Genomic DNA, 18579 nt, shown 5'->3' on the forward strand with positions numbered 1-18579 from the left:
GAGCGAGGGCCGGCACCTAGCTTGGCTCCATGCCGATGCAACCCTGGTTCACCGATGCCAAGCTGGGCATCTTCATCCACTACGGCATCTACGCCGTCGACGGATGGGCCGAGTCCTGGTCCTTCTACACGGGGGAGGTCTCGCACGAGCAATACATGAAACAGCTCGACGGCTTCACCGCGTCGCACTACGACCCGGAGGCCTGGGCCGAGCTCTTCGCCCGTGCCGGCGCCCAGTACGCGGTGCTGACCACCAAGCACCACGACGGCGTCGCCCTGTGGGACACCGCCCACGGCGACCTCGACGTCGTACGGCACACACCGGCCGGCCGTGACCTGGTCAGCGGATTCGCGGACGCCCTGCGCGAGCGGGGCCTGAAGGTCGGCCTCTACTACTCGCACTCCGACTGGAACCACCCCGACTACCCGAGCATCAGGCACGTCGAGCCCGGCGACGAGCACCCGAGCCCGTACTCCCACGCCGAGCCCGGCAAGGAGGACCCGGCGGCCTGGGAGCGCTACCTGGCCTACCGTGACGGCCAGGTCGGCGAGCTCGTCGACCGCTTCCGCCCGGACCTGCTCTGGTTCGACGGCGAGTGGGAGCGCAGCGAGGAGCAGTGGCGGATGCGCGAGCTCGCCGAGCTGATCCTCGCGGGCAACCCGGACACCGTCCTCAATGCCCGCATGCTCAGTTTCGGCGACTACGCCACTCCCGAACAGGGCGTCCCCCTCCAGGCCCCGGACGGCCCCTGGGAGCTGTGCCTGACAGTGAACGACTCGTGGAGCTACCGCCCGAAGGACCGCGACTTCAAGTCGGTGCGCCAGCTGGTGCGCTACTTCACGGAGACGATCGGCATGGGCGGCAATCTGCTGCTCGGCGTCGGCCCCCGCGAGGACGGGACGATCCCCGAGGAGCAGGCCGAACGCGTCGAGGGTCTCGGCACATGGATCGCGAAGCACGCCGACGCCGTGTACGGCACGGTCGCCGGACTGCCCGCCGGACACCACTACGGCCCCAGCACCCTGTCCGCCGACCGGCGCACGCTGTACCTGATGTGCTTCGACGCACCGCGCGAGTCCCTCTCGGTCCGCGGACTGCGCAACGCGGTACGACGGGTCACCGTCCTTGGCACGGGCACAGAACTGGACCACCACATCACCGGCGGCCTGGACGCGGTACCCGGTGTGACCTGGATCGACGCCCCGGCCGCGGCGGACCTCGACGAGTACGCCACCGTGCTGGCGGTCGAGCTGGACGGGGAGTTGGACCTCTATCGGGGCGCGGGCCGCGACTGACGGAGGAACGCGTCGAGGGCGTCCGCGTCGGGCGCGGTGGCGGGACCGGCCGCGGTGACGGCCATCGCCGCGGCCGCATTGGCTCGGTGCGCGGCGGCAACCGGGGCCAGCCCCTGCGCGAGGCCGGCCATGAAGACCCCCGTGTGCGCGTCACCCGCGCCATTGAGGTCGACGGCCCGGACGGCGAAACCGGGGATCGCGTCGAACGTGCCGTCGTGGTGCAGGAGGCAGCCGTCGGGGCCCGTGCGCACCAGGGCCGAACCGCGCTTCAGGCGGGACTGTACGGCGCGGGCGGCGCCGGGCGGGTCGTCGATGCCGGTGAGCAGCGCTGCTTCGCGGGCGTTGCAGCTCCACCAATCGGCGCGCGCCAGGAGCGACTCCAGGGCGGCCGAGGGGATTTCACGCACCAGTGGCCCCGGGTCCACGATCACGGTGACGGTCGGGTCCAGTCGGGGCACCCATGCGGTGAGCGCGGCACGATTGGCCTCGTACAGCAGGCTGTAGCCGGAGAGGTAGACCAAGTCTTGTGGGACTGGCCGCAGTTGAGCAAGATCCTTCGGGGTCAGGGTCGCCTCGGCGCCCGGGCTGGTGACGAAGGTGCGCTCGCCCTCGGCGTCCACCAGGCAGACCACGAAGCCGCTGTCACGTTCGGTGCGCGGTGCGAGCAGCACGTCGATGCCTTCGGCGTACAGCGCGGCCCGCGCCCGGTCGCCGAAGGGGCCGCTGCCGTGGGCTCCCGCGTACGTCACCGGCAGGCCCTGGCGGGCCGCGGCGGCCATGACGTTGAAACCGCCGCCCGGCACGCTCCGTGTGCCCGTGGCCAGTACGTCACCGCCCCTCTCCGGCAGGGCGGGCACGCTCAGCACCAGATCCATCACCACGTTGCCCAGGTGCAGGAGTCTCATGCGATCACTGCCGCCCGCGCAGTGCGAGCAGCGCCGTGGCCGTGGCGTCCAGGTCGAGCGTGTTGACCCGGTCGAGAGTGGCCCGCGCATCGGCGGGGAAGGCCTCCGCCCCGTGACACGCGCCCCCGATCGCGCCCGCGACGGCGGCGATGGTGTCGCAGTCGCCCCCGACGGAGGCGGCGAGCAATACCGCCTGCCACGGGTCGTCCTGACAAGCCATCAGCACAGCGAAGGCGGCCGGTACGGACTCCTGCGTCGCCAGACTTGTGCCCACGAGTGAGTACACCCGCTCGCACACCTCGGTCGCCGACAGCCCTCGCACGAGTCCGGTGGCCCAGACGATCCGCTCGGCCACGTCGGCGGCGGCCACCCAGTGCCCACGCCCGGCTCCCAGGCGTGCCGCGCCGACCGCCGCCTCCACCGCCTCCGGAACCGACGCACCGTCAAGTCCCGCGCTGACCGCGGCGGCGACAGCTGCCGCGCCGGCGAGCGCAACCCCGGTGTTGTGGGTCAGTCTGCTGGCCTCCACGACGAGGTCCACCAGGGCGACCGGGTCCGCGGACGGCACGGCGATGCCGACGGGCGCGATGCGCATCGCCGCGCCGTTGGTGGCGCCGTACCGGCCGACCTCGTCCACCGGCGTCCCCGCGAGGACCAGCTCCACCGCGCGCTTGGTGGACGGCCCGAGCAGATCGAGCGAGCCGCGGGCCCGCATGTCGTCCTCCCAGGCCACCAGGCGCCGGGCCAGCTCCGCCGCGTCGACCCTTCCGTCGCCGTCGAGCAGCAACCGGGCCAGCAGCAGGGCCTGTTCGGTGTCGTCGGTGATCGCTCCCGCGGGCATCCCGGCGGCCAGCGGATGATCCGGCGCGGCGGCGTGGAAGCCGGTCAGGACCGGTCCGTAGCGGGCGGTGATCTGCGGGCGGGACAGCATCTGCGTCGGCATCCCGAGGGCGTCGCCGAGCGCGAGGCCGTAGAGAGCTCCGGTGGCGCGGCTGTGGAGGGTGGGGCTCATGGGTGCTTTCCGTGCTGAGGCCCTTCCGGGCCGGGGGCTTCGGTGGCGGGGGGGCTTCGGTGGCGGGGTCAGCCGAATTCCAGAGACAGCTGGAAGTGGTCGGGGTCGAGCAGGCTCACGACATGTTCGACGAAGGAACCGTCGGCCGCGCGGCTGGTGCGCCATGTGTCGAGGAACCAGTCACCCGGCGCGCGGCGCAGCACCTCCGCCTCCCGCGCGCTGATCCGCCGCCCGGCCAGCCGCTGCTCGCCGTGGTCGGGGCGCAGCCCGGCCCGTCGCATCACCTCGGTGAGGGTGAGCTCGCCGAGGCCTTGCTCCGGCAGTTCCCGCACACCGGGGACGGGCGGCAGAAAGCTGCGTTCGTACGAGATCACGGAGCCGTCCGCGACGAGCTCCCGGGTGCGGTCGACCCGGATGAACATGGCGGCGTCCAGGGCGAGTTGAGCGGCCAGCTCCTCGTCATGGGTCTCCTGGACGGCGAGCGTCCGTACCCGCGTCTCGATGCCCTGGACGGCCAGGGCGTGCGCCCAGCCGAGCCGGTCGTCCAGCGGGCGCCCGTCGAAGAGGACGTATGAGCCCTTGCCCGTGCGGGTGGCGATCAGCCCTGCCTCGTTCAGCTCGGCGAGCGCGGCCCGCACCGTGGTGCGGCTGACGCCGAAGCGCTGGGCGAGGGCGTGCTCGCCCGGCAACTGCTGCCCCGCCGGACGGTGTCCGCTGCGGATCTCCTTGGCGAGCACCTCGGTGATCTGCTGGTGTTTGAGCCGGACTTCGGTCATGAAGGATCCCCCGCGAGCACCTCGTCCACGGTCACGACGCGGATCAGGGGTCGGTAGAGGTCCATCACATGGAGGGCCTTGGCGTGCGAGTCGTCGTCGACGCCCGCGCAGGCGTCGGCCGCGACCAGCACCTCGACTCCGGCGTCGGCGGCGGCGAGCGCCGTGGACAGCACACAGCAGTCCGTGCTGACTCCGGCCAGGACCAGGCGTCCTTCGGCGCCGACGCGCTCGGCCAGTTCGGGGGTCCACTTGCCGAAGGTGGTGGCTTCCACCAAGTGCCGTGCGCGCGCCGCGAATTCGTCCGTCAGCTCCCACAGCCGGGCCATCGGCGGCTGCAGCGCGAAAGGCCACTGGTCGTAGTACGCGCGCCAGGCCCCGACGGGTTTTTCGGCGGCGAGGAAGCGGGTGAAGGTCACGCGGTCGCCGAAGGCCGGCAGCAATCGACGTACACCTTCGGCGGCTTCGTCGAAGCGCGGCGTCGCCCAGGGGCTGTCGGGCTCGGCGAAGACGCGCTGCATGTCGATGACGGTGAGCAGGCCGCGGGGGGTGTCGGCACTCCCGCGGCCCGGGCGCGTGTGCTCAGTAGGGTCGAGGCGCCCGTGCCCGGTACTCATGCGCTGAGCACCTCCTCGCTCGCCGTCGGGCTCGCGTCCAGCCGCTCCTGGGCGCGAACTCGGCCGCGGTCGAGGGCCAGCGTGCCGAGGAAGCCGAGGGCGAGCGCGATCAGGACGCCGAGGTTGGCGTAGGCCCAGGCGCCCGTCTTGCCGCCCAGTCCGAACGGGGCGAGCAGATAGCCCTGCCACTCCAGCCAGCTCGCGGCCGAGTTGGTGACCAGGCCCCAGCCGAGCGCGGTGGCGGCGAGGGTGAGCAGCAGCGGCCGGAGCGGGACGTCGCCGTACCGGCCGCCCGTACGGAACAGATCTCCCTCGTCGTAGTCGCGGCGGCGCAGCGCCAGGTCGGCCAGCATGACGCCGCACCAGGCGGCGACGGGGACGCCCAGCGTGGTGAGGAAGCCGATGAACTGGCCGAGGAAGTTGTCGGTGAGGAAGACGATGTAGACCGAGCCCGCGATCATCAGGACACCGTCGACGAGCGCCGCCAGATAGCGCGGCACGCGCAGACCGGCGGACAGCAGCGCCAGTCCGGACGAGTAGATGTCCAGGACCGCGCCGCCGACCAGACCGAGCACGGCGACCACGGCGAAGGGGACCAGGAACCACGTGGGCAGGATGGTGGTCAGGGCGCCGATCGGGTCGACGGCGATAGCCTTGCTGAGGTCCTCGGAGGAGCCCGCGAGGAGCAGTCCGAAGACCAGCAGGAGCAGCGGCGCCACCGAGGCGCCGAAGGTGGTCCAGCCGATCACTCCCCGGCCGGAGGAGGAGCGCGGCAGATAGCGCGAGTAGTCGGCGGCGGCGTTGACCCAGCCGAGTCCGAAACCGGTCATCATGAAGACCAGGGCGCCGATGAACTCCTGTGCGGAGCCCGCGGGTACGGCGCTGACCGTGTGCCAGTGGATGTGGTCGGCGACCAACGCGATGTAGACGATCGTGAGCACGCCGGTGACGACCGTGATCACGGTCTGCAGCCGCATGATCAGGTCGAAGCCCATCACTCCGCCGACCACAATCAGCGCGCCGACCAGGATCAGGGCGACCACCTTGGTCTCGGTGCCGCCGCCCCAGCCGAGCCGCCCGAAGACCGTCGCGGTGGCCATGGTCGCGAGCGCCGTGAGCACCGTCTCCCAGCCGACGGTCAGCATCCACGAGATCACCGAGGGCAGCCGGTTCCCTCGTACGCCGTACGCCGCCCTGCTGAGCACCATCGTCGGCGCGGAGCCGCGCTTGCCCGCCACCGCGATGAAGCCGCAGAGGAGGAAGGAGAAGACGATGCCGATCACTCCGGCCGCGAGCGCCTGCCAGAAGGAGATGCCGAAGCCGAGCGCGAAGGCGCCGTAACTGAGGCCCAGGATCGAGACATTGGCCCCGAACCAGGGCCAGAACAGGGTCCGCGGAGTGCCCTTGCGCTCGGCGTCGCCGATCACGTCGAGCCCGTGCGTCTCCACCTGGAGCTGGCGGCCCGCGGGTCTGATGTCGAGGGAGTCCGGGGAGTCTGCCATCGTCGACCTACCTGTCTAGACGTGTTCAGCGGAGCGTAGGTCGACCGCCCCGGACGGTCAAGGGGCGCGAGCGAACCGGGGTCCGGCCCGCGGAGGTTGGGTCCCGCGGTGAGAAGCTGTGCCCGAACCGGCGTACTGAAGGTCGAGGGGCACCAGCCACCGAGCCCTTCCCTACCGGAGGTACCTCATCCGTGACCATCACCAAGGCAGCCCCGCCCCCGGTCGACCGCCGCGACGCGGACAACCGGCAGGGCCGACGGGGTTGGCAGATCAACTCCCCTCTCGTCCTGACCATGCTGCTGCTCCTGGTGGTCGCGGCGCAGGGGCCGGTCCGCCGGGCGCTGGCCGCGCCGGTGATGCAGAGCTGGATGACCGTGTTCGTGGCGGTGGTGATCCAGGCCCTGCCCTTTCTCGTCCTCGGAGTACTGCTGTCGGCGGTCATCGCGGTGTTCGTCCCGCCGTCGTTCTTCGCCCGCGCGCTGCCGAGCCGGCCCGCCCTTGCGGTGCCGGTGGCCGGGATGGCCGGGGCGGTCCTGCCCGGCTGCGAATGCGCCTCCGTGCCGGTAGCCGGGGCACTGGTGCGCCGGGGCGTCACGCCCGCGGCGGCGCTGGCGTTCCTGCTGTCCGCCCCGGCGATCAACCCGATCGTGCTGACCGCAACGGCCGTGGCGTTTCCGCGCGATCCGGAGATGGTCCTCGCCCGGTTCGTGGCGAGTCTGCTGGTGGCGTGTGTGATGGGGTGGCTGTGGCAACGCCTCGGCCGCGCCGACTGGCTGCGCCCACCGGCCCGCCCGGCACACGAGGGCCTCGGCAAGGGGGCGGCGTTCTGGGGATCCGTACGGCACGACGTGATGCACGCCGGAGGCTTCCTCGTCGTCGGGGCCATGGCCGCGGCCACTCTCAAGGCCGTCGTACCGGCGAGCTGGCTGCACGCCGCGGCGGGCAATCCCGTGGTGTCGGTCCTCGCCCTGGCGGTTCTCGCCGTGTTGTTGTCGATCTGCTCCGAGGCCGACGCGTTCGTGGTCGCGTCTCTGTCCCAGTTCTCGCTCACCGCCCGGCTGGCGTTCCTCGTCGTCGGGCCGATGATCGATCTGAAGCTCTTCGCCATGCAGGTCGGCACGTTCGGCCGCGGGTTCGCGCTGCGGTTCGCCCCCGCCACCTTCGCCTTGGCGATCATCATGTCGGTCCTGGTCGGGGCGGTGCTGCTGTGAACCGGCAGGCGCAGGCAGCCGTGCTCTTCCTGGTCGGCGCGGCGGTGCTGCACGCCGGCGCCACGGATCTCTACCTGCGGTACGTCAAGGCCGGGTTGCAGCCCTTGTTGCTCGGGGCGGGGGTTGTGCTGATCGTCGCGGCTTTCGCCACGGTGTGGTACGAGTTGCGCGGGGCGCGCACGGCCAAGCAGGTCCAACGCGGGGGCGATCACAGCGATACCCAGGGCGGACACGAGCACGGGCACGAAGCCGCGGACGAGCACAGGTACGTCCACGAACCAGCCGACGAGCACGGGCACGCCCACGAACCCGCCGACGAGCACGGGCACGCCCACCGCGAACCGCGTATCTCCTGGCTCCTCATCCTCCCCCTGCTCGCCCTGATCCTGGTCGCCCCGCCCGCCCTTGGCTCCTACAGCGCCATGCGCACAGGTACGGCCCTGCAGGCGCCCTTCGGTTACCCCGCTCTCCCCTCCGGCGACCCGGTCCCGCTCAGCCTGGTCGACTACGCCGGTCGCGCGGCCTACGGCCACGGCCGCTCCCTCGGCGACAGGCGGATCAAGATCACCGGCTTCGTCGCCCTCGACCGCGCCGGTACGCCGTACCTCGTCCGCATGGCCCTCAACTGCTGCGCCGCCGACGCCCAACCCGTCAAGGTCGGCCTGACCGGACGGATTCCGCCGGTCCTCCAACCCGACACCTGGCTCGAGGTCACCGGCACCTACATCAGCAAACGGGCCAAGGATCCCGTCAACGGCGGCATCATCCCGTTCTTCGACGTCAGCCGGGCAAGGCCGGTCCCGACGCCGCACGACCCGTATGACGAGAGCTGGAACAACTGACTGTCCGCCCTGCGCACATGCGTGCCCACGGCCGGGTCGGGCGTGAGCCGGGCGTGGACATGCTCAGCCAGGCGCATGGCCTCGACGTGAGCTTCGACGCCTGAGTCAGTCCGTCGAGGTCGAGTCGCGTCGGGCCCGCATTCACTCATGCGAGATGACCCGGCCCAATGCGGTGTACCGAGGAACTGCGCTCACTCATGTGAGGGCCCCTGAACCCCCAGATCCGCCCGCATCGTCGAGCGCATCGTGGACAAGTCTCGCCAGGCCTGCTTGATCTCGTCCCGTACGTCCTCGATGTCGTCGGCCTCGCGTGCCGTGCCGTGAGTGAGGCGGGCCAGGACGCCGTAGACCGAGCCCAGGCCGACGTCGACCCGTCTCACCTCCGTCAGCACCGTGTCCGGCACGGTCATCTGGGCCTCGGCGTACCGGCGGCGATAGTCCGCGCGGGCCGTCTCGACCGTGCTCAGCGACTCCTGCGGGTCGTACCCGATATGCAGTACGTGGGCGTGGTCATTCAGGGTTGCCAGGTAGTGGCGGGCAGCGGCGTTGAACTCCGTGTACGCCGTCCTGCGGGCCTCCCGGCCCGACTCCGCCTGCTGGGCGACCAGTTCGGCGCGGCGAGTGCGTTCGAGGTGTTCCCACTCCTCGCGGCGGGACGCGTCTCCGCGGCGCTGGGTCAACCACGCCGAACCCAGCGTGCCGCCCACGCCCACCACCGCCGCCAGCAGGCCTGCCACGGCCGAGTCCATCACGCCTCCTCCGTACCAACCACCGCTTCCGTACTGCCTCTTAGAAGTCATCTCATTTGGTTGAGTACGCTGTCGACCATGGCGGGGATCGTTGAGCGGCTGGTGCCGGACGAGTTGTGGGAGCTGTTCCAGCGGGTGGTGCCGGAGGCGCCGTCGCGGCCTCAGGGTGGTGGTCGGCGCCGGCACGGCGACCGCGAAGTGTTGGCCGCAATCGTGTTCGTGGCGACCTCGGGATGCACGTGGCAGCAGCTGCCGACCGCGTCGTTCGGGCCGTCCGGCGCGACGGCTCACCGACGATTCACCGAGTGGACGAAGGCCCGAGTCTGGGCCAGACTCCACCGCCTGGTCCTCGACGAACTCGGGTCCCGCGGTGAGTTGGACTGGTCCCGGTGCGCGATCGACTCGGTCAACATGCGGGCCTTGAAAAGGGGGATCTGACAGGCCCGAATCCTGTAGATCGGGGCAAGTACGGGTCAAAGATCCACTTGATCACGGAACGGACCGGCCTGCCCCTGTCCGTCGGCATCTCGGGCGCCAACACGCACGACAGCCAGGCGCTGATTCCCCTGGTACAGGGCATCCCTCCGATCCGCTCCCGCCGGGGACGCCGACGCCGCAGGCCCGACAAACTTCACGCCGACAAGGGCTACGACTACGCCCACCTGCGGCGATGGTTATCCAGCCGAGGCATCCGGCATCGCATCGCCCGCAAGGGCATCGAGACCTCACAACGACTTGGCCGCCACCGCTGGACCGTCGAACGCACCATGTCCTGGCTCGCCGGATGCCGCCGACTCCACCGCCGCTACGAACGCAAAGCCGACCACTTCCTAGCCTTCACCAGCATCGCCTGCACCCTCATCTGCTACCGCAGACTCACCAATGAGATGACGTCTAAGCAGCCGCGGCATCAGGCACCGCATCGCCCGCAAAGGAGTTGAGACCTCCCAGCGATTGGGACGTCACCGTTGGACGATCGAACGCACCATGTCCTGGCTCGCCGGCTGCCGCCGCCTCCACCGTCGTTATGAGCGCAAGGCCGAGCATTTCCTCGCCTTCACGAGTATCGCCTGCACGCTCATCTGTTACCGGCGGCTCGGCCGCTGATGTGGGCCCGCAGTAGCTTCATCGCCAGGTCGTGGCCGTAGTACTCGGCCACGTCCATGGGGGTGCGACCGTCTGGGTCGGCGAGCTCCGGGTCAGCCCCGAAGGCCAGCAGCACAGCAGTGGTGTGCACGGTCAACGGTTTGCCGCTCTGCAGGGAGCCGTCGCCCTCGGCATCGATCGCGTGCGTCAACAGCGTCATGTTGCTGAAGACCTCATCGGGATCGGTGCCGTCGGCCAGCATCTGGGCCAGGGTTTCCGCATCCTCGTGCTCGACCGCGTGATGCGCAGGTGTTGTCCAGAAGTTGCTCACCACGACATTCAACCGCCGCCACAGCACGTCTGCCAGCGACTATCGACGCCACTCGTCACCAATTGAGATGGCGTCTTAGTGTCCCTGACAGGCCAATGCCGCTCACTCCTCCTGCGGTGGTGCGGTGCCCTTCGGCGGCCGCGCTCCCCGCCCGCGGCAGAAGGAGCCGTCGGGGCGCACTACGTGCGACGTCCAGGCGAAAGTCGGGCTGGACATCGAAGCGAGTGGTCGCAGCTCCTGTTGATGTCAAACCTGGTTGATCACGCCCTGCGAACGGGTAGGCAGATCGGGCAGGGCGCTCCGGGAGGGGAGGCTTCGGTGCAGACAACGACGGCGGAGTAGAGCTGCCCCCTTGTGGCTTGCTGGACTTTTCACGGGGGAGGTGCATGGACATCGCATATGCGAGAAGAGGAGAGAGGGAACCAATGAGAGAATCTTTTCAATCAAGGCCGATTGCAATGCTATCGGCTGTCGCAGCCTTGTGCCTTGTGTCTCCAGGTGTCGCCAATGCCACATCGGCAGATGTCGCTCGTTCTGAGACATCCGCCTCGTATACCGACTCCTGCGCGACGGGGTTAGCGGTGTCTCTCTACAACGGACTGAAGATCCGAGCGCAGCCGAAAAACAATGCCACTGTCATCGCAACCGCAGGGTTGGGTGATCCCTATCCTTGTGAGTTGGACACCGTCAAACTGGGTGACCGGTATAACGGGTGTGGGGTGTACAACGCCAACGGCTGGATCATCATCCAGGTGGGCCCTGAGCGGTACGGATACTCCGCCATGACGTGTTGGAGAGACGCCTAGTCCCCAAGACGGATTGCCAGTGCAGCGTGTTGATCGGCCCCCGTCTGGCGGTTGCTGGGCGGAGGCCGTAGCTGGCGTCAGAGGTTATCCGGTGCGAAGTCTCGGGCCGATGTGCTGGGCATTCCCAGAAGGTGCCACCGCGCAGGCGTGGGGCCCACTTGGATGTACCGAGGTAACGATCACTCCGCTGATCTGGGGTTTTTGCGCTGGTTGGCATTGAAGCGCGCTTTCTTCTGGCGATTCCCGCACGTGTTCATGTCACACCATTTGCGGGTGCGACTTTGGCTGGTGTCGAAGAAGGCGGCTTGGCAGGTTGGTGATGCGCACAAGGCCAATTTTCCGTCTCGTTCGCCTGCGATGATGCTGATCGCGTCGGCGGCGATCACGCTGAGGGCATCTTCCACGCAGGAAGCCGAGCTGAGCCGCCATCGCCGCTTACCCTCGGGCGTCAGGATCGCTGCGGCCCGACCCTGAGCGCTGCGGTCATTGATGACTTGGACAGCAGATGCAGGGAGAGCGTCCTGGATCGCGGCCGCTGTCGCGGCGGCGTGAATCGACTCCCTCAGTTCCCGAGCGAGGTCGAGCTGGGCAGCGGTGCAGGAGTCCACGGCGAGGCCGTTCACTGCCAGCCAGTCGATGAGTCGGTGCGGCGTGGGAATGCGCTCCACAGCGTTGCCATGACGCTCCGACAGAGTCCCCGTGAAGCTGGTGGCCAGCACGGTACCGAGGCGGAAGTCGGGGAACCCAGCACGCATGGAACCACCTTAGCCGGTTTCACGCTGGCATGAAGACGGGTAGAACCGCCTTAGCCGGTTCGCATAGTTCGCAGCCGGCTCCACTATGTCCAGGGAGGTCTCATGCCTCGTCCAGCCAGCGACGTGCAAGTATTTGAAGCCCACGCGACTGACGCCGACCTCGACGATCTGCGCGCGCGACTTGCCGCGGCGCGACTACCGGAGGCCGAGACGGTGTATCGCGCCGCGCCCGACCCTCGCCGATGGGAACAGGGTGTTCCTCTCGCCGACCTCGTCGATGTCGTGAACTACTGGCGCACCGGGTACAACTGGCGGTCGTTCGAAGAACGCCTTGACCGGATCGGTCAGTTCCGCACGACCATTGATGATCTGGGAATCCACTTCCTGCACCGCCGATCCGCGCGCGCAGATGCCACTCCTCTGATCTTGACGCATGGCTGGCCAGGCAGCATTGCCGAGTTCACCGATGTAGTAGACGAGCTGGCAGATCCGAAAGATGCAGACGCGCCGGCGTTCCACGTCGTGGTCCCGTCGCTGCCAGGCTTTGGTTACAGCGACAAGCCGGCCACCACCGGGTGGGGAACCGAAAAGATCGCGGCCGCATGGGTGGAACTGATGGGAAGGCTCGGCTACAGCAAGTTCGCAGCCCACGGCGGCGACTGGGGAGGTAATATCACCACCGTTCTCGGCGGCAGGTTCCCGGCGCACGTTCTCGGCATCCACACAACGTTCGCGGAGGCACCACCCGGGTTGACAACGGACGGGCTGACGGCGGTCGAGCGCAAGTGGACCGAGGAAACCCGCGATTTCTGGCGCCACCGCGCGGCGTACGCGAAGCAGCAGGCGACCCGACCGCAGACCATCGGCTACTCGCTCGTCGACTCACCGGTCGGGCTTCTCGCCTGGATCCTCGACAAGTTCGCCGAGTGGACAGACACCGAAGACAGCCCGTTCGAGACGATTTCCAGAGACCGCGTTCTTGACGACGTCACCCTGTATTGGCTGACGCGGACCGGCGCATCGTCGGCCCGCATTTACTACGAAAGCCACAACTCGCTCGATCCCGAACTTCGGGTCGACGTCCCGTCAGCAATCAGTATGTATCCCGCCGACATCGAGAAGTGTCCGCGCGCCTGGGCACAGGAGCGGTACCGACAGATCGTCCGATGGAGGTCGCCCGAAATCGGGGGACATTTCCCTTCGCTGGAGGTTCCCGAGTATTTCGTCAAAGACCTGCAAGAGGGCCTCGCGGCAGTGCTGGCCGCTCATCGGTGAACGCGGCTCGGCGACCCGGCACTCGATCACCGCCTGATCCGGCTCAAGGCGTTGCCCGACGGCTTTCCGACCGCGCTCATCGAGACGGCAGAACGTGGTCAGTCGTGGCGCCCCTCCCCCTCCGTCCAGCCTCGACAGCCCAGGCTTGAACGATAAAATCGATCCGTCCGGCATGCGGGGCGCTGATCTCCGTTCATGCACATATGTATGGGTCGACCAGCGGGGGGATGCACATGACAGCCGGTTCCCATGGCCCACGTCTGACTCCGGGGCCGTCCGTGACCATCTCGGACGTCGCGGAGGCGGCCGGGGTGTCTCGACAGACGGTGTCCAACGTGCTCAACGCGCCCGACCGGGTCCGCGCCGAGACGCGGGAGCGGGTCAACCGGGCTGTCTCCGACCTCGGTTACCACCCCAACCGGGCGGCACGCTCGCTCAGGGCCAGCTCTCCCCGCATGGTGGGGTGCAGGATCCTGCCGGTCCACGCGGAGACGGTGGCCTCCATCCAGGACCGCTTCCTTCACGCGCTCGCCGAGGCGGGCCAGGCATGCGACCACCATGTGCTGCTGTTCACGGCGACCGATGCCGAGGAGGAGACCGAGCGGTGCACGGCGCTGTGGCGCGCCGGGGCCGTGAGCGCAGTAGTGCTCTACGACGTCACTCCGCACGACCCGCGGCCACGGCAACTGGTGGCAGCCGGCGTCCCGTTCGCCGCGTTCGGGCGTACGGCGACCAGTGTCGACGGCTACAGCTGGGCCGACGTCGACAACACGGCCGGTACGGCCTCGGCCGTCGATCACCTGGTTGCCGCCGGCCACCGGCGCATCGGATTCCTGGGCTGGCCCGAGGGCTCCAGTGTCGGCGACGCCCGGGCGCACGGCTGGCTGGCGGCCATGGACCGGCACGGCGTGCTCGCCCAAAGCCACCGGCTCGACGTACGGGGCGACGACACCATGTCGAGTGGTACGCGGCTCATGGCGGAGCTCCTGGACCGGCCGGAGCCGCCGACCGCTGTGGTCGCGGCAACCGACACCCTCGGAGTCGGCGCACTGCACGCCGTGCGCCACCACGGGCTGCGCCCCGGCGAGGACGTCGCGGTGGTGGGATTCGACGACACCCCGGCTGCAACGGCGGTGGGTCTGTCGAGTATCCGTCAGCCGATAGAGGAGGTCGGCCGGTTGATCATGGCGGAGCTGCTGCGGCTCGTCGGCCGGAACGCGGACAAGGACGTCGACGAGGCTGCCGAATCTCTGCACCGGCTGCTGGTTCCGGAGTTGGTCGTGCGCGCGAGTTCGGCGCCGCTGCGGAGCGCGCCCGGCGGCTGATCCGGACGCGTGCCCTGCCCCTGCCCCTGCCCAACGGCTAACCGTCCGCCACCGGTGTGCGCGAAGCGAGCCTGACTTCTCCCCCGGCCGGGACGTGATGGAGCTGTCCCGCGGCCTCCACCGGGAGCGATTCGCCCGCGTGCAGCCGTACCGTCGTGCCGTCGTGCCGGATGTCGATGTCGAAGACACGGCCCCTCCAGCGCAGCCGCCGCAAAGCGATGCCGTCCAGCGGGTCGGGCAGGATCGGTGCGAGGACGACCCGGTCCGTGCGCCAGCGCAGTCCCGAGTAGCCGTGGAGGAACTCCTGCAGGAAGCCGCCGTGCCCGGTGAGGAAGGTGAAGGCTCCCCCGGTCCGGGCCTCGGCGAACTGCTCGAAGGGCGGTCGGAGGAAGGGCTCGACGCTGCGCCGGGTGTGCTCGAACGCCGCCTCGGCGTCGCCGAGTTCGGCGTAGACGATGGAGTGTACCGAGTCAGTCATCGACGGGCCGTCCTCGTGCGTCCGGGGCACGTAGTACTCGAGGTCGGCCCGGGAGACCTGCGCGGGCTGCGGGTTCTCCCACGGGTAGGCGAGCATCACCACGTCGGCCTGTTTGATCCGTTGGCCTTCGTATCCGGTGAACTCCGGGTGGACGCCTTGGGCTTGATCGAACGGGATGACCAGCCGGTCCGCGACGTCCGTCCAGCGCGGGTCGGCCGGCTGCCCCAACGTCTCGGCGGCCCGGGCAGCGAAGCGGAGTGCGGCCCGGGCAGCGACGTTGGTGTAGACGGAGTCGTCGTGCGGCCCTTCCGCGTACTCGTCCGGCGGAATCACCCCGTTGATGTGACAGCGGCCCTCGGCGTCGGCGGTGACCCGGCTCGTCCAGAAGTCCGCGACCGCGCTGAGCACGGGCAGTCCCGACGTACGCAGCCACCGCTCGTCGCCGGTGGCCAGCCAGTACTGCCAGAAGGCCAGCGCGACATCCGAGCTGACGTGTTGTTCGAGACGGCCGAACGGGGCCCATGCCGGTGTGTCCTCGTCGCCGGTGAGACCGCTCTCCCAGGGGAAGCGGGCGCCGCTGTGTCCGCCGTCGGAGGCGTAGGCGCGGGCCGCGTCGAGCCGCCGGACCCGGTAGTCAAGGACGCTCTCGGCGATCTGCGGGTGCTGGGCGAGGAGGCTCGGCAGGATCCAGGTCTCGGTGTCCCAGAAGACATGGCCGTTGTAACTGTCACTGGAGAGCCCGGCGGGTGAGGGCGACCACGGCGAGTCCTCGCGCACGCTGGTCAGGAGGTAGAACTTCGAGGCCCGCACCTGGCGTTGCAGGCGGGCATCGCCGCGGACGACGATGTCGCCCTCCCACTCCCGCGCCCAGGCCCGGCGGTTGTCGTCGGCGAGCCGGCCGTATCCCGCACGGGCGGCCGCGTCGGCGTGGGCTCGGGCAGTGGCGGGCGGGTCGTCGGCGTCGTGCGAGGTCACGACGGACACGTATTTGGTGAAGCTGTGGGGGTGGCCCGGCAGCGCTCGTACCGTGACCGTCTGCGCCGCCGTCTCCTCCCCCTCCCCCAATGGACACGGCGGCTCGGCACCCGCGGCGTGGAGAACGGAGACGACCGCGGCCACGATGCCACTTCCCTCGGCCTCCGTGACGGTCCAGACCCGTCCCGCGCCCGCTCCCTGCCGGGCAGGTGTTGTGTGGGAAGCCGCCCGGTCGTCGAGGGTGTCGGTGACGACGAGTGTCCCCTCCCAGTGCGGGGTGACCGTCACGGTCACGGCGGCCACGTGAGGCCGGGACCGGTCGGTGAGCACTTGGTAGCGCACGTCCGTGACCCGGCCCGCCGGCGAGGTCCAGCGGGCCTCCGTGGTGATCACTCCGGTGCGCAGGTCGAGGGACTGCCGGTAGCGCTCGATGCCGCGAGCGGCTCCGGCTTCCGGCCGTGTCACCGCTGCCCAGTCACCTCCCACAAGCTGCTGCTCCGTTGCGCGTACGGAGCTGAACGCGTCGTTGAACGAGCCGCTGCCATCGCTCACGTCGAGCGTCGTCCAGGCGGGCAGGGACGCCTTGCGGGACCATCCGCCGACGCGGCCGGTGTAGAAGCCGGCGACATGGAACTGGGTACGCACGGGGGCCTCGGCGAAGCCGTTGCCGGCCGCCGGCACACGCGCGGCCAGTCGGCCGTTGCCGGTGAAGGCGGGGTGGTAGTCGGTCAGCAGGTCGTCGGTGCTCAGCACCCACTCGTCGGGGGCGGTGGACGCCCCGTCGGCCGGGGCGCTCACTTGGGCCGGTCCTCCCGCCGTGCGGGCGTCCACTATTTCAGTCCTCCTGCCGTGAGACCGTCCACGATCCGCCGCTGGAAGAACAACACGGCGACGACGAGCGGCAGGGTCACCACGACCCCGGCCGCCATCTGTGTGCCGAACGGCTGGTCGTACTTGTACTGGCCGGTGAAGAGCGACACGATCACGTTCGCAGTCATCATGTGACGGTCATTCACCACACTGACCGCGATGAGGAATTCGTTCCAGGCGCAGATGAAGACGAGGATCGCCGTGGTGAAGACGCCCGGTGCGGCGAGCGGGAGCACGACCTTGCGGAACGCCTGCGCGGGTGTGCACCCGTCGACCTGCGCGGCCTTCTCCAGCTCCGCAGGCATCTGGCGGAAGAACGCGGTGAGGTTCCAGACGGCCAGCGGCAGGGCGAAGCTCATGCTCGGGACGATCATCGCCTGGTAGGTGTTGATCCATCCCGCGTCCGTGAAGAGTTCGAGCAGCGGCACCACCAGAATGATCGGCGGGAACATCGAGGCCGCGATGATCAGCGTCAGGATCAGTGTCTTGCCGCGGAACTGCAGCCGCGCCAGCGCGTATCCGGCGAAGATGGCGACGACCAGCGTGACGGCGGTGGTGACACCGGCCACGACAAGGCTGTTGACCAGGGCCCGGCCGAATCCGTTGCGCGCGTCGAAGGCCGCGGAGTAGTTGTCGAAGGAGACCGGTGCGGGCAGCGGCGCGTTGGAGAACTGGTCGGCCGGTCTGCGCAGGCTGGAGACGACCATCCAGTAGAAGGGCGCGAGGCAGTAGGCCACGACCGCCGCGATGCCGAGGCGGCGGGCCCAGGCCGTGCCGCGCCCGGCGCGCTTCGTGCCACGCCGTACGGGGGTGACCCGCCGAAGCCTCAAGATCGTCGTACTCATGTCTCGCTCCCGGTGCCCCGGCCGATCAGATCGGCCCCGAACAGCTTCACGAACGCGAGGGCGACCACGGCCACGTACAGGAACAGGACGGTCGCGTACGCGGCGGCGGTGCCGAAGCGCAGATTGGTCATCTCGTCGAAGGCGATCATCGAGAGTGTCTCGACCGAATGTTTTCGCGGCCCCACCAGGACGTACGGCAGGTCGAACATGCGCAGGACGTCCAGGAGACGGAAGAGCACGGCGACCACGAGGGCCGGGCGGACCAGGGGCAGGGTGATCCGCCAGAAGACGCGCCATGGGGAGGCGCCGTCGACGCGGGCTGCCTCGTACAGCTCGCCGGGGATGATCTGCAGTCCGGCGAGGACGAGCAGCCCGATGAACGGCGCGGTCTTCCAGGTGTCGGCGATGACCACGGAGAGCCAGGCCTGCAACCCGTCGCTGCTCCACAGCACTTGGGCGCCGAGAATCTCGTTGGCGACCCCTTGGCTGTTGAAGATCCACTTCCAGAGCATGCCGGAGATCGCGGTGGGGATGGCCCACGGCACGAGGACGGCGGCGCGGACAAGGGCCCGGCCCCGGAAGGCCCGGTGCATCACCAGGGCCATGGAGACACCGATCAGGACCTCGAGGGTGACCGAGGCCAGGGCGAACGACGTGGTGTTCCACCAGGGCCGCAGCAGCCGGTCGTCGGAGAAGACGGACGTGTAGTTCTCGGCGCCGTAGGAGGTGGCAGTCACCTTGAAACCGGTGTGCGGGTCGATTGACTCGCTGGACACCTGGAAGGACAGCCGCAGGGCCGCCACCACGGGGTATCCGATGACCAGGACGAGGACCAGCAACGTCGGTGAGAGCAGGGCCGCGGCCAGACCGGCCGTCCCGGCCCGGCGCGATGAGCGCGCGGGCCGGGACGCCACAGTTTTGCGCACC

18 protein-coding genes and 1 pseudogene are annotated in these 18579 nt (G+C 69.3%); 8 read left to right on the top strand and 11 right to left on the bottom strand.

All coding sequences use genetic code 11. From position 1 onward, the window contains the following. Positions 1-29: 29 nt before the first annotated feature. Positions 30-1295: an alpha-L-fucosidase gene (locus tag AB5J53_RS03750; protein ID WP_369244230.1), complete on the top strand. Its 1266-nt coding sequence runs from the start codon at positions 30-32 to the stop codon at positions 1293-1295. Here AB5J53_RS03750 and AB5J53_RS03755 read toward each other — a convergent pair. The 5 genes from AB5J53_RS03755 to AB5J53_RS03775 form a co-directional block, all read right to left on the bottom strand. After that, complete coding sequence (locus tag AB5J53_RS03755; RefSeq protein WP_369244231.1) at positions 1271-2200, bottom strand: PfkB family carbohydrate kinase; 930 nt, start codon at positions 2198-2200, stop codon at positions 1271-1273. The two genes, AB5J53_RS03750 and AB5J53_RS03755, sit on opposite strands and share 25 nt — an antisense overlap. 4 nt (positions 2201-2204) lie before the next feature. After that, positions 2205-3212 carry an ADP-ribosylglycohydrolase family protein gene (locus AB5J53_RS03760; protein ID WP_369244232.1) on the bottom strand — a complete coding sequence of 336 codons (1008 nt, stop codon included), beginning with the start codon at positions 3210-3212 and terminating at the stop codon, positions 2205-2207. Positions 3213-3280: 68 nt separating this feature from the next. Further along, complete coding sequence (locus AB5J53_RS03765; RefSeq protein WP_369244233.1) at positions 3281-3988, bottom strand: GntR family transcriptional regulator; 708 nt, start codon at positions 3986-3988, stop codon at positions 3281-3283. Continuing rightward, complete coding sequence (locus tag AB5J53_RS03770) at positions 3985-4602, bottom strand: cysteine hydrolase family protein (RefSeq protein WP_369244234.1); 618 nt, start codon at positions 4600-4602, stop codon at positions 3985-3987. The genes AB5J53_RS03765 and AB5J53_RS03770 overlap by 4 nt, the downstream gene beginning before the upstream one ends. Beyond that, on the bottom strand, positions 4599-6104 hold the full coding sequence (locus AB5J53_RS03775) for a cytosine permease (protein WP_369244235.1): 1506 nt from the start codon (positions 6102-6104) through the stop codon (positions 4599-4601). The genes AB5J53_RS03770 and AB5J53_RS03775 overlap by 4 nt, the downstream gene beginning before the upstream one ends. 191 nt (positions 6105-6295) lie before the next feature. Between AB5J53_RS03775 and AB5J53_RS03780 the strand changes: the two genes are divergently transcribed. Continuing rightward, positions 6296-7315 carry a permease gene (locus tag AB5J53_RS03780; protein WP_369244236.1) on the top strand — a complete coding sequence of 340 codons (1020 nt, stop codon included), beginning with the start codon at positions 6296-6298 and terminating at the stop codon, positions 7313-7315. Next, the gene (locus AB5J53_RS03785; protein ID WP_369244237.1) at positions 7312-8157 is read left to right on the top strand and encodes a TIGR03943 family protein; all 846 of its coding nucleotides are present in this window, start codon (positions 7312-7314) and stop codon (positions 8155-8157) included. Before AB5J53_RS03780 ends, AB5J53_RS03785 begins: the two co-directional genes overlap by 4 nt. Positions 8158-8348: 191 nt before the next feature. On the opposite strand, the gene AB5J53_RS03790 is transcribed toward AB5J53_RS03785, so the two are convergent. Next, on the bottom strand, positions 8349-8906 hold the full coding sequence (locus tag AB5J53_RS03790; protein ID WP_369244238.1) for a hypothetical protein: 558 nt from the start codon (positions 8904-8906) through the stop codon (positions 8349-8351). Between the two features lie 78 nt (positions 8907-8984). Between AB5J53_RS03790 and AB5J53_RS03795 the strand changes: the two genes are divergently transcribed. From AB5J53_RS03795 to AB5J53_RS03805, 3 genes and pseudogenes are all read left to right on the top strand, one after another. Then, positions 8985-9344: a transposase gene (locus AB5J53_RS03795; protein ID WP_369252929.1), complete on the top strand. Its 360-nt coding sequence runs from the start codon at positions 8985-8987 to the stop codon at positions 9342-9344. Between the two features lie 47 nt (positions 9345-9391). Continuing rightward, positions 9392-9847, top strand: a complete 456-nt coding sequence (locus AB5J53_RS03800; RefSeq protein ID WP_369252927.1) for an IS5 family transposase — start codon at positions 9392-9394, stop codon at positions 9845-9847. Next, positions 9807-10013, top strand: a pseudogene (locus AB5J53_RS03805) (transposase); the annotation flags it as partial. The gene AB5J53_RS03800 and the pseudogene AB5J53_RS03805, both read left to right, overlap by 41 nt. Here AB5J53_RS03805 and AB5J53_RS03810 read toward each other — a convergent pair. Both AB5J53_RS03810 and AB5J53_RS03815 read right to left on the bottom strand, forming a co-directional pair. Next, positions 9985-10323, bottom strand: coding sequence for an ankyrin repeat domain-containing protein (locus AB5J53_RS03810; RefSeq protein WP_369243649.1), 339 nt, complete (start codon positions 10321-10323; stop codon positions 9985-9987). The pseudogene AB5J53_RS03805 and the gene AB5J53_RS03810 sit on opposite strands and share 29 nt — an antisense overlap. Positions 10324-11308: 985 nt before the next feature. Continuing rightward, complete coding sequence (locus AB5J53_RS03815; RefSeq protein ID WP_369244239.1) at positions 11309-11884, bottom strand: ABATE domain-containing protein; 576 nt, start codon at positions 11882-11884, stop codon at positions 11309-11311. Between the two features lie 102 nt (positions 11885-11986). Here AB5J53_RS03815 and AB5J53_RS03820 point away from each other — a divergent pair, with 102 nt between their 5' ends. Together AB5J53_RS03820 and AB5J53_RS03825 are read left to right on the top strand one after the other, a co-directional pair. Beyond that, entirely contained in the window at positions 11987-13159 is a 1173-nt protein-coding gene (locus AB5J53_RS03820; RefSeq protein WP_369244240.1) for an epoxide hydrolase family protein, read from the top strand. A 278-nt stretch (positions 13160-13437) separates the two neighbouring features. Then, positions 13438-14484 (top strand): LacI family DNA-binding transcriptional regulator, encoded by a 1047-nt coding sequence (locus tag AB5J53_RS03825; RefSeq protein ID WP_369244241.1) that lies wholly within the window; start codon positions 13438-13440, stop codon positions 14482-14484. Positions 14485-14521: 37 nt separating this feature from the next. Here AB5J53_RS03825 and AB5J53_RS03830 read toward each other — a convergent pair whose 3' ends face one another. From AB5J53_RS03830 to AB5J53_RS03840, 3 genes are read right to left on the bottom strand one after another with little or no spacing between them, the layout of a single operon-like run. Then, a complete protein-coding gene (locus tag AB5J53_RS03830; protein ID WP_369244242.1) occupies positions 14522-16735 on the bottom strand; it encodes a glycosyl hydrolase family 65 protein in 2214 nt (737 codons plus the stop codon). A gap of 32 nt (positions 16736-16767) precedes the next feature. Then, positions 16768-17652, bottom strand: coding sequence for a carbohydrate ABC transporter permease (locus AB5J53_RS03835; RefSeq protein WP_369244243.1), 885 nt, complete (start codon positions 17650-17652; stop codon positions 16768-16770). After that, on the bottom strand, positions 17649-18578 hold the full coding sequence (locus AB5J53_RS03840; RefSeq protein ID WP_369244244.1) for a carbohydrate ABC transporter permease: 930 nt from the start codon (positions 18576-18578) through the stop codon (positions 17649-17651). Before AB5J53_RS03840 ends, AB5J53_RS03835 begins: the two co-directional genes overlap by 4 nt. Position 18579 lies beyond the last annotated feature (1 nt).

This window comes from Streptomyces sp. R41 (genome assembly GCF_041053055.1).
Taxonomy (GTDB): domain Bacteria; phylum Actinomycetota; class Actinomycetes; order Streptomycetales; family Streptomycetaceae; genus Streptomyces.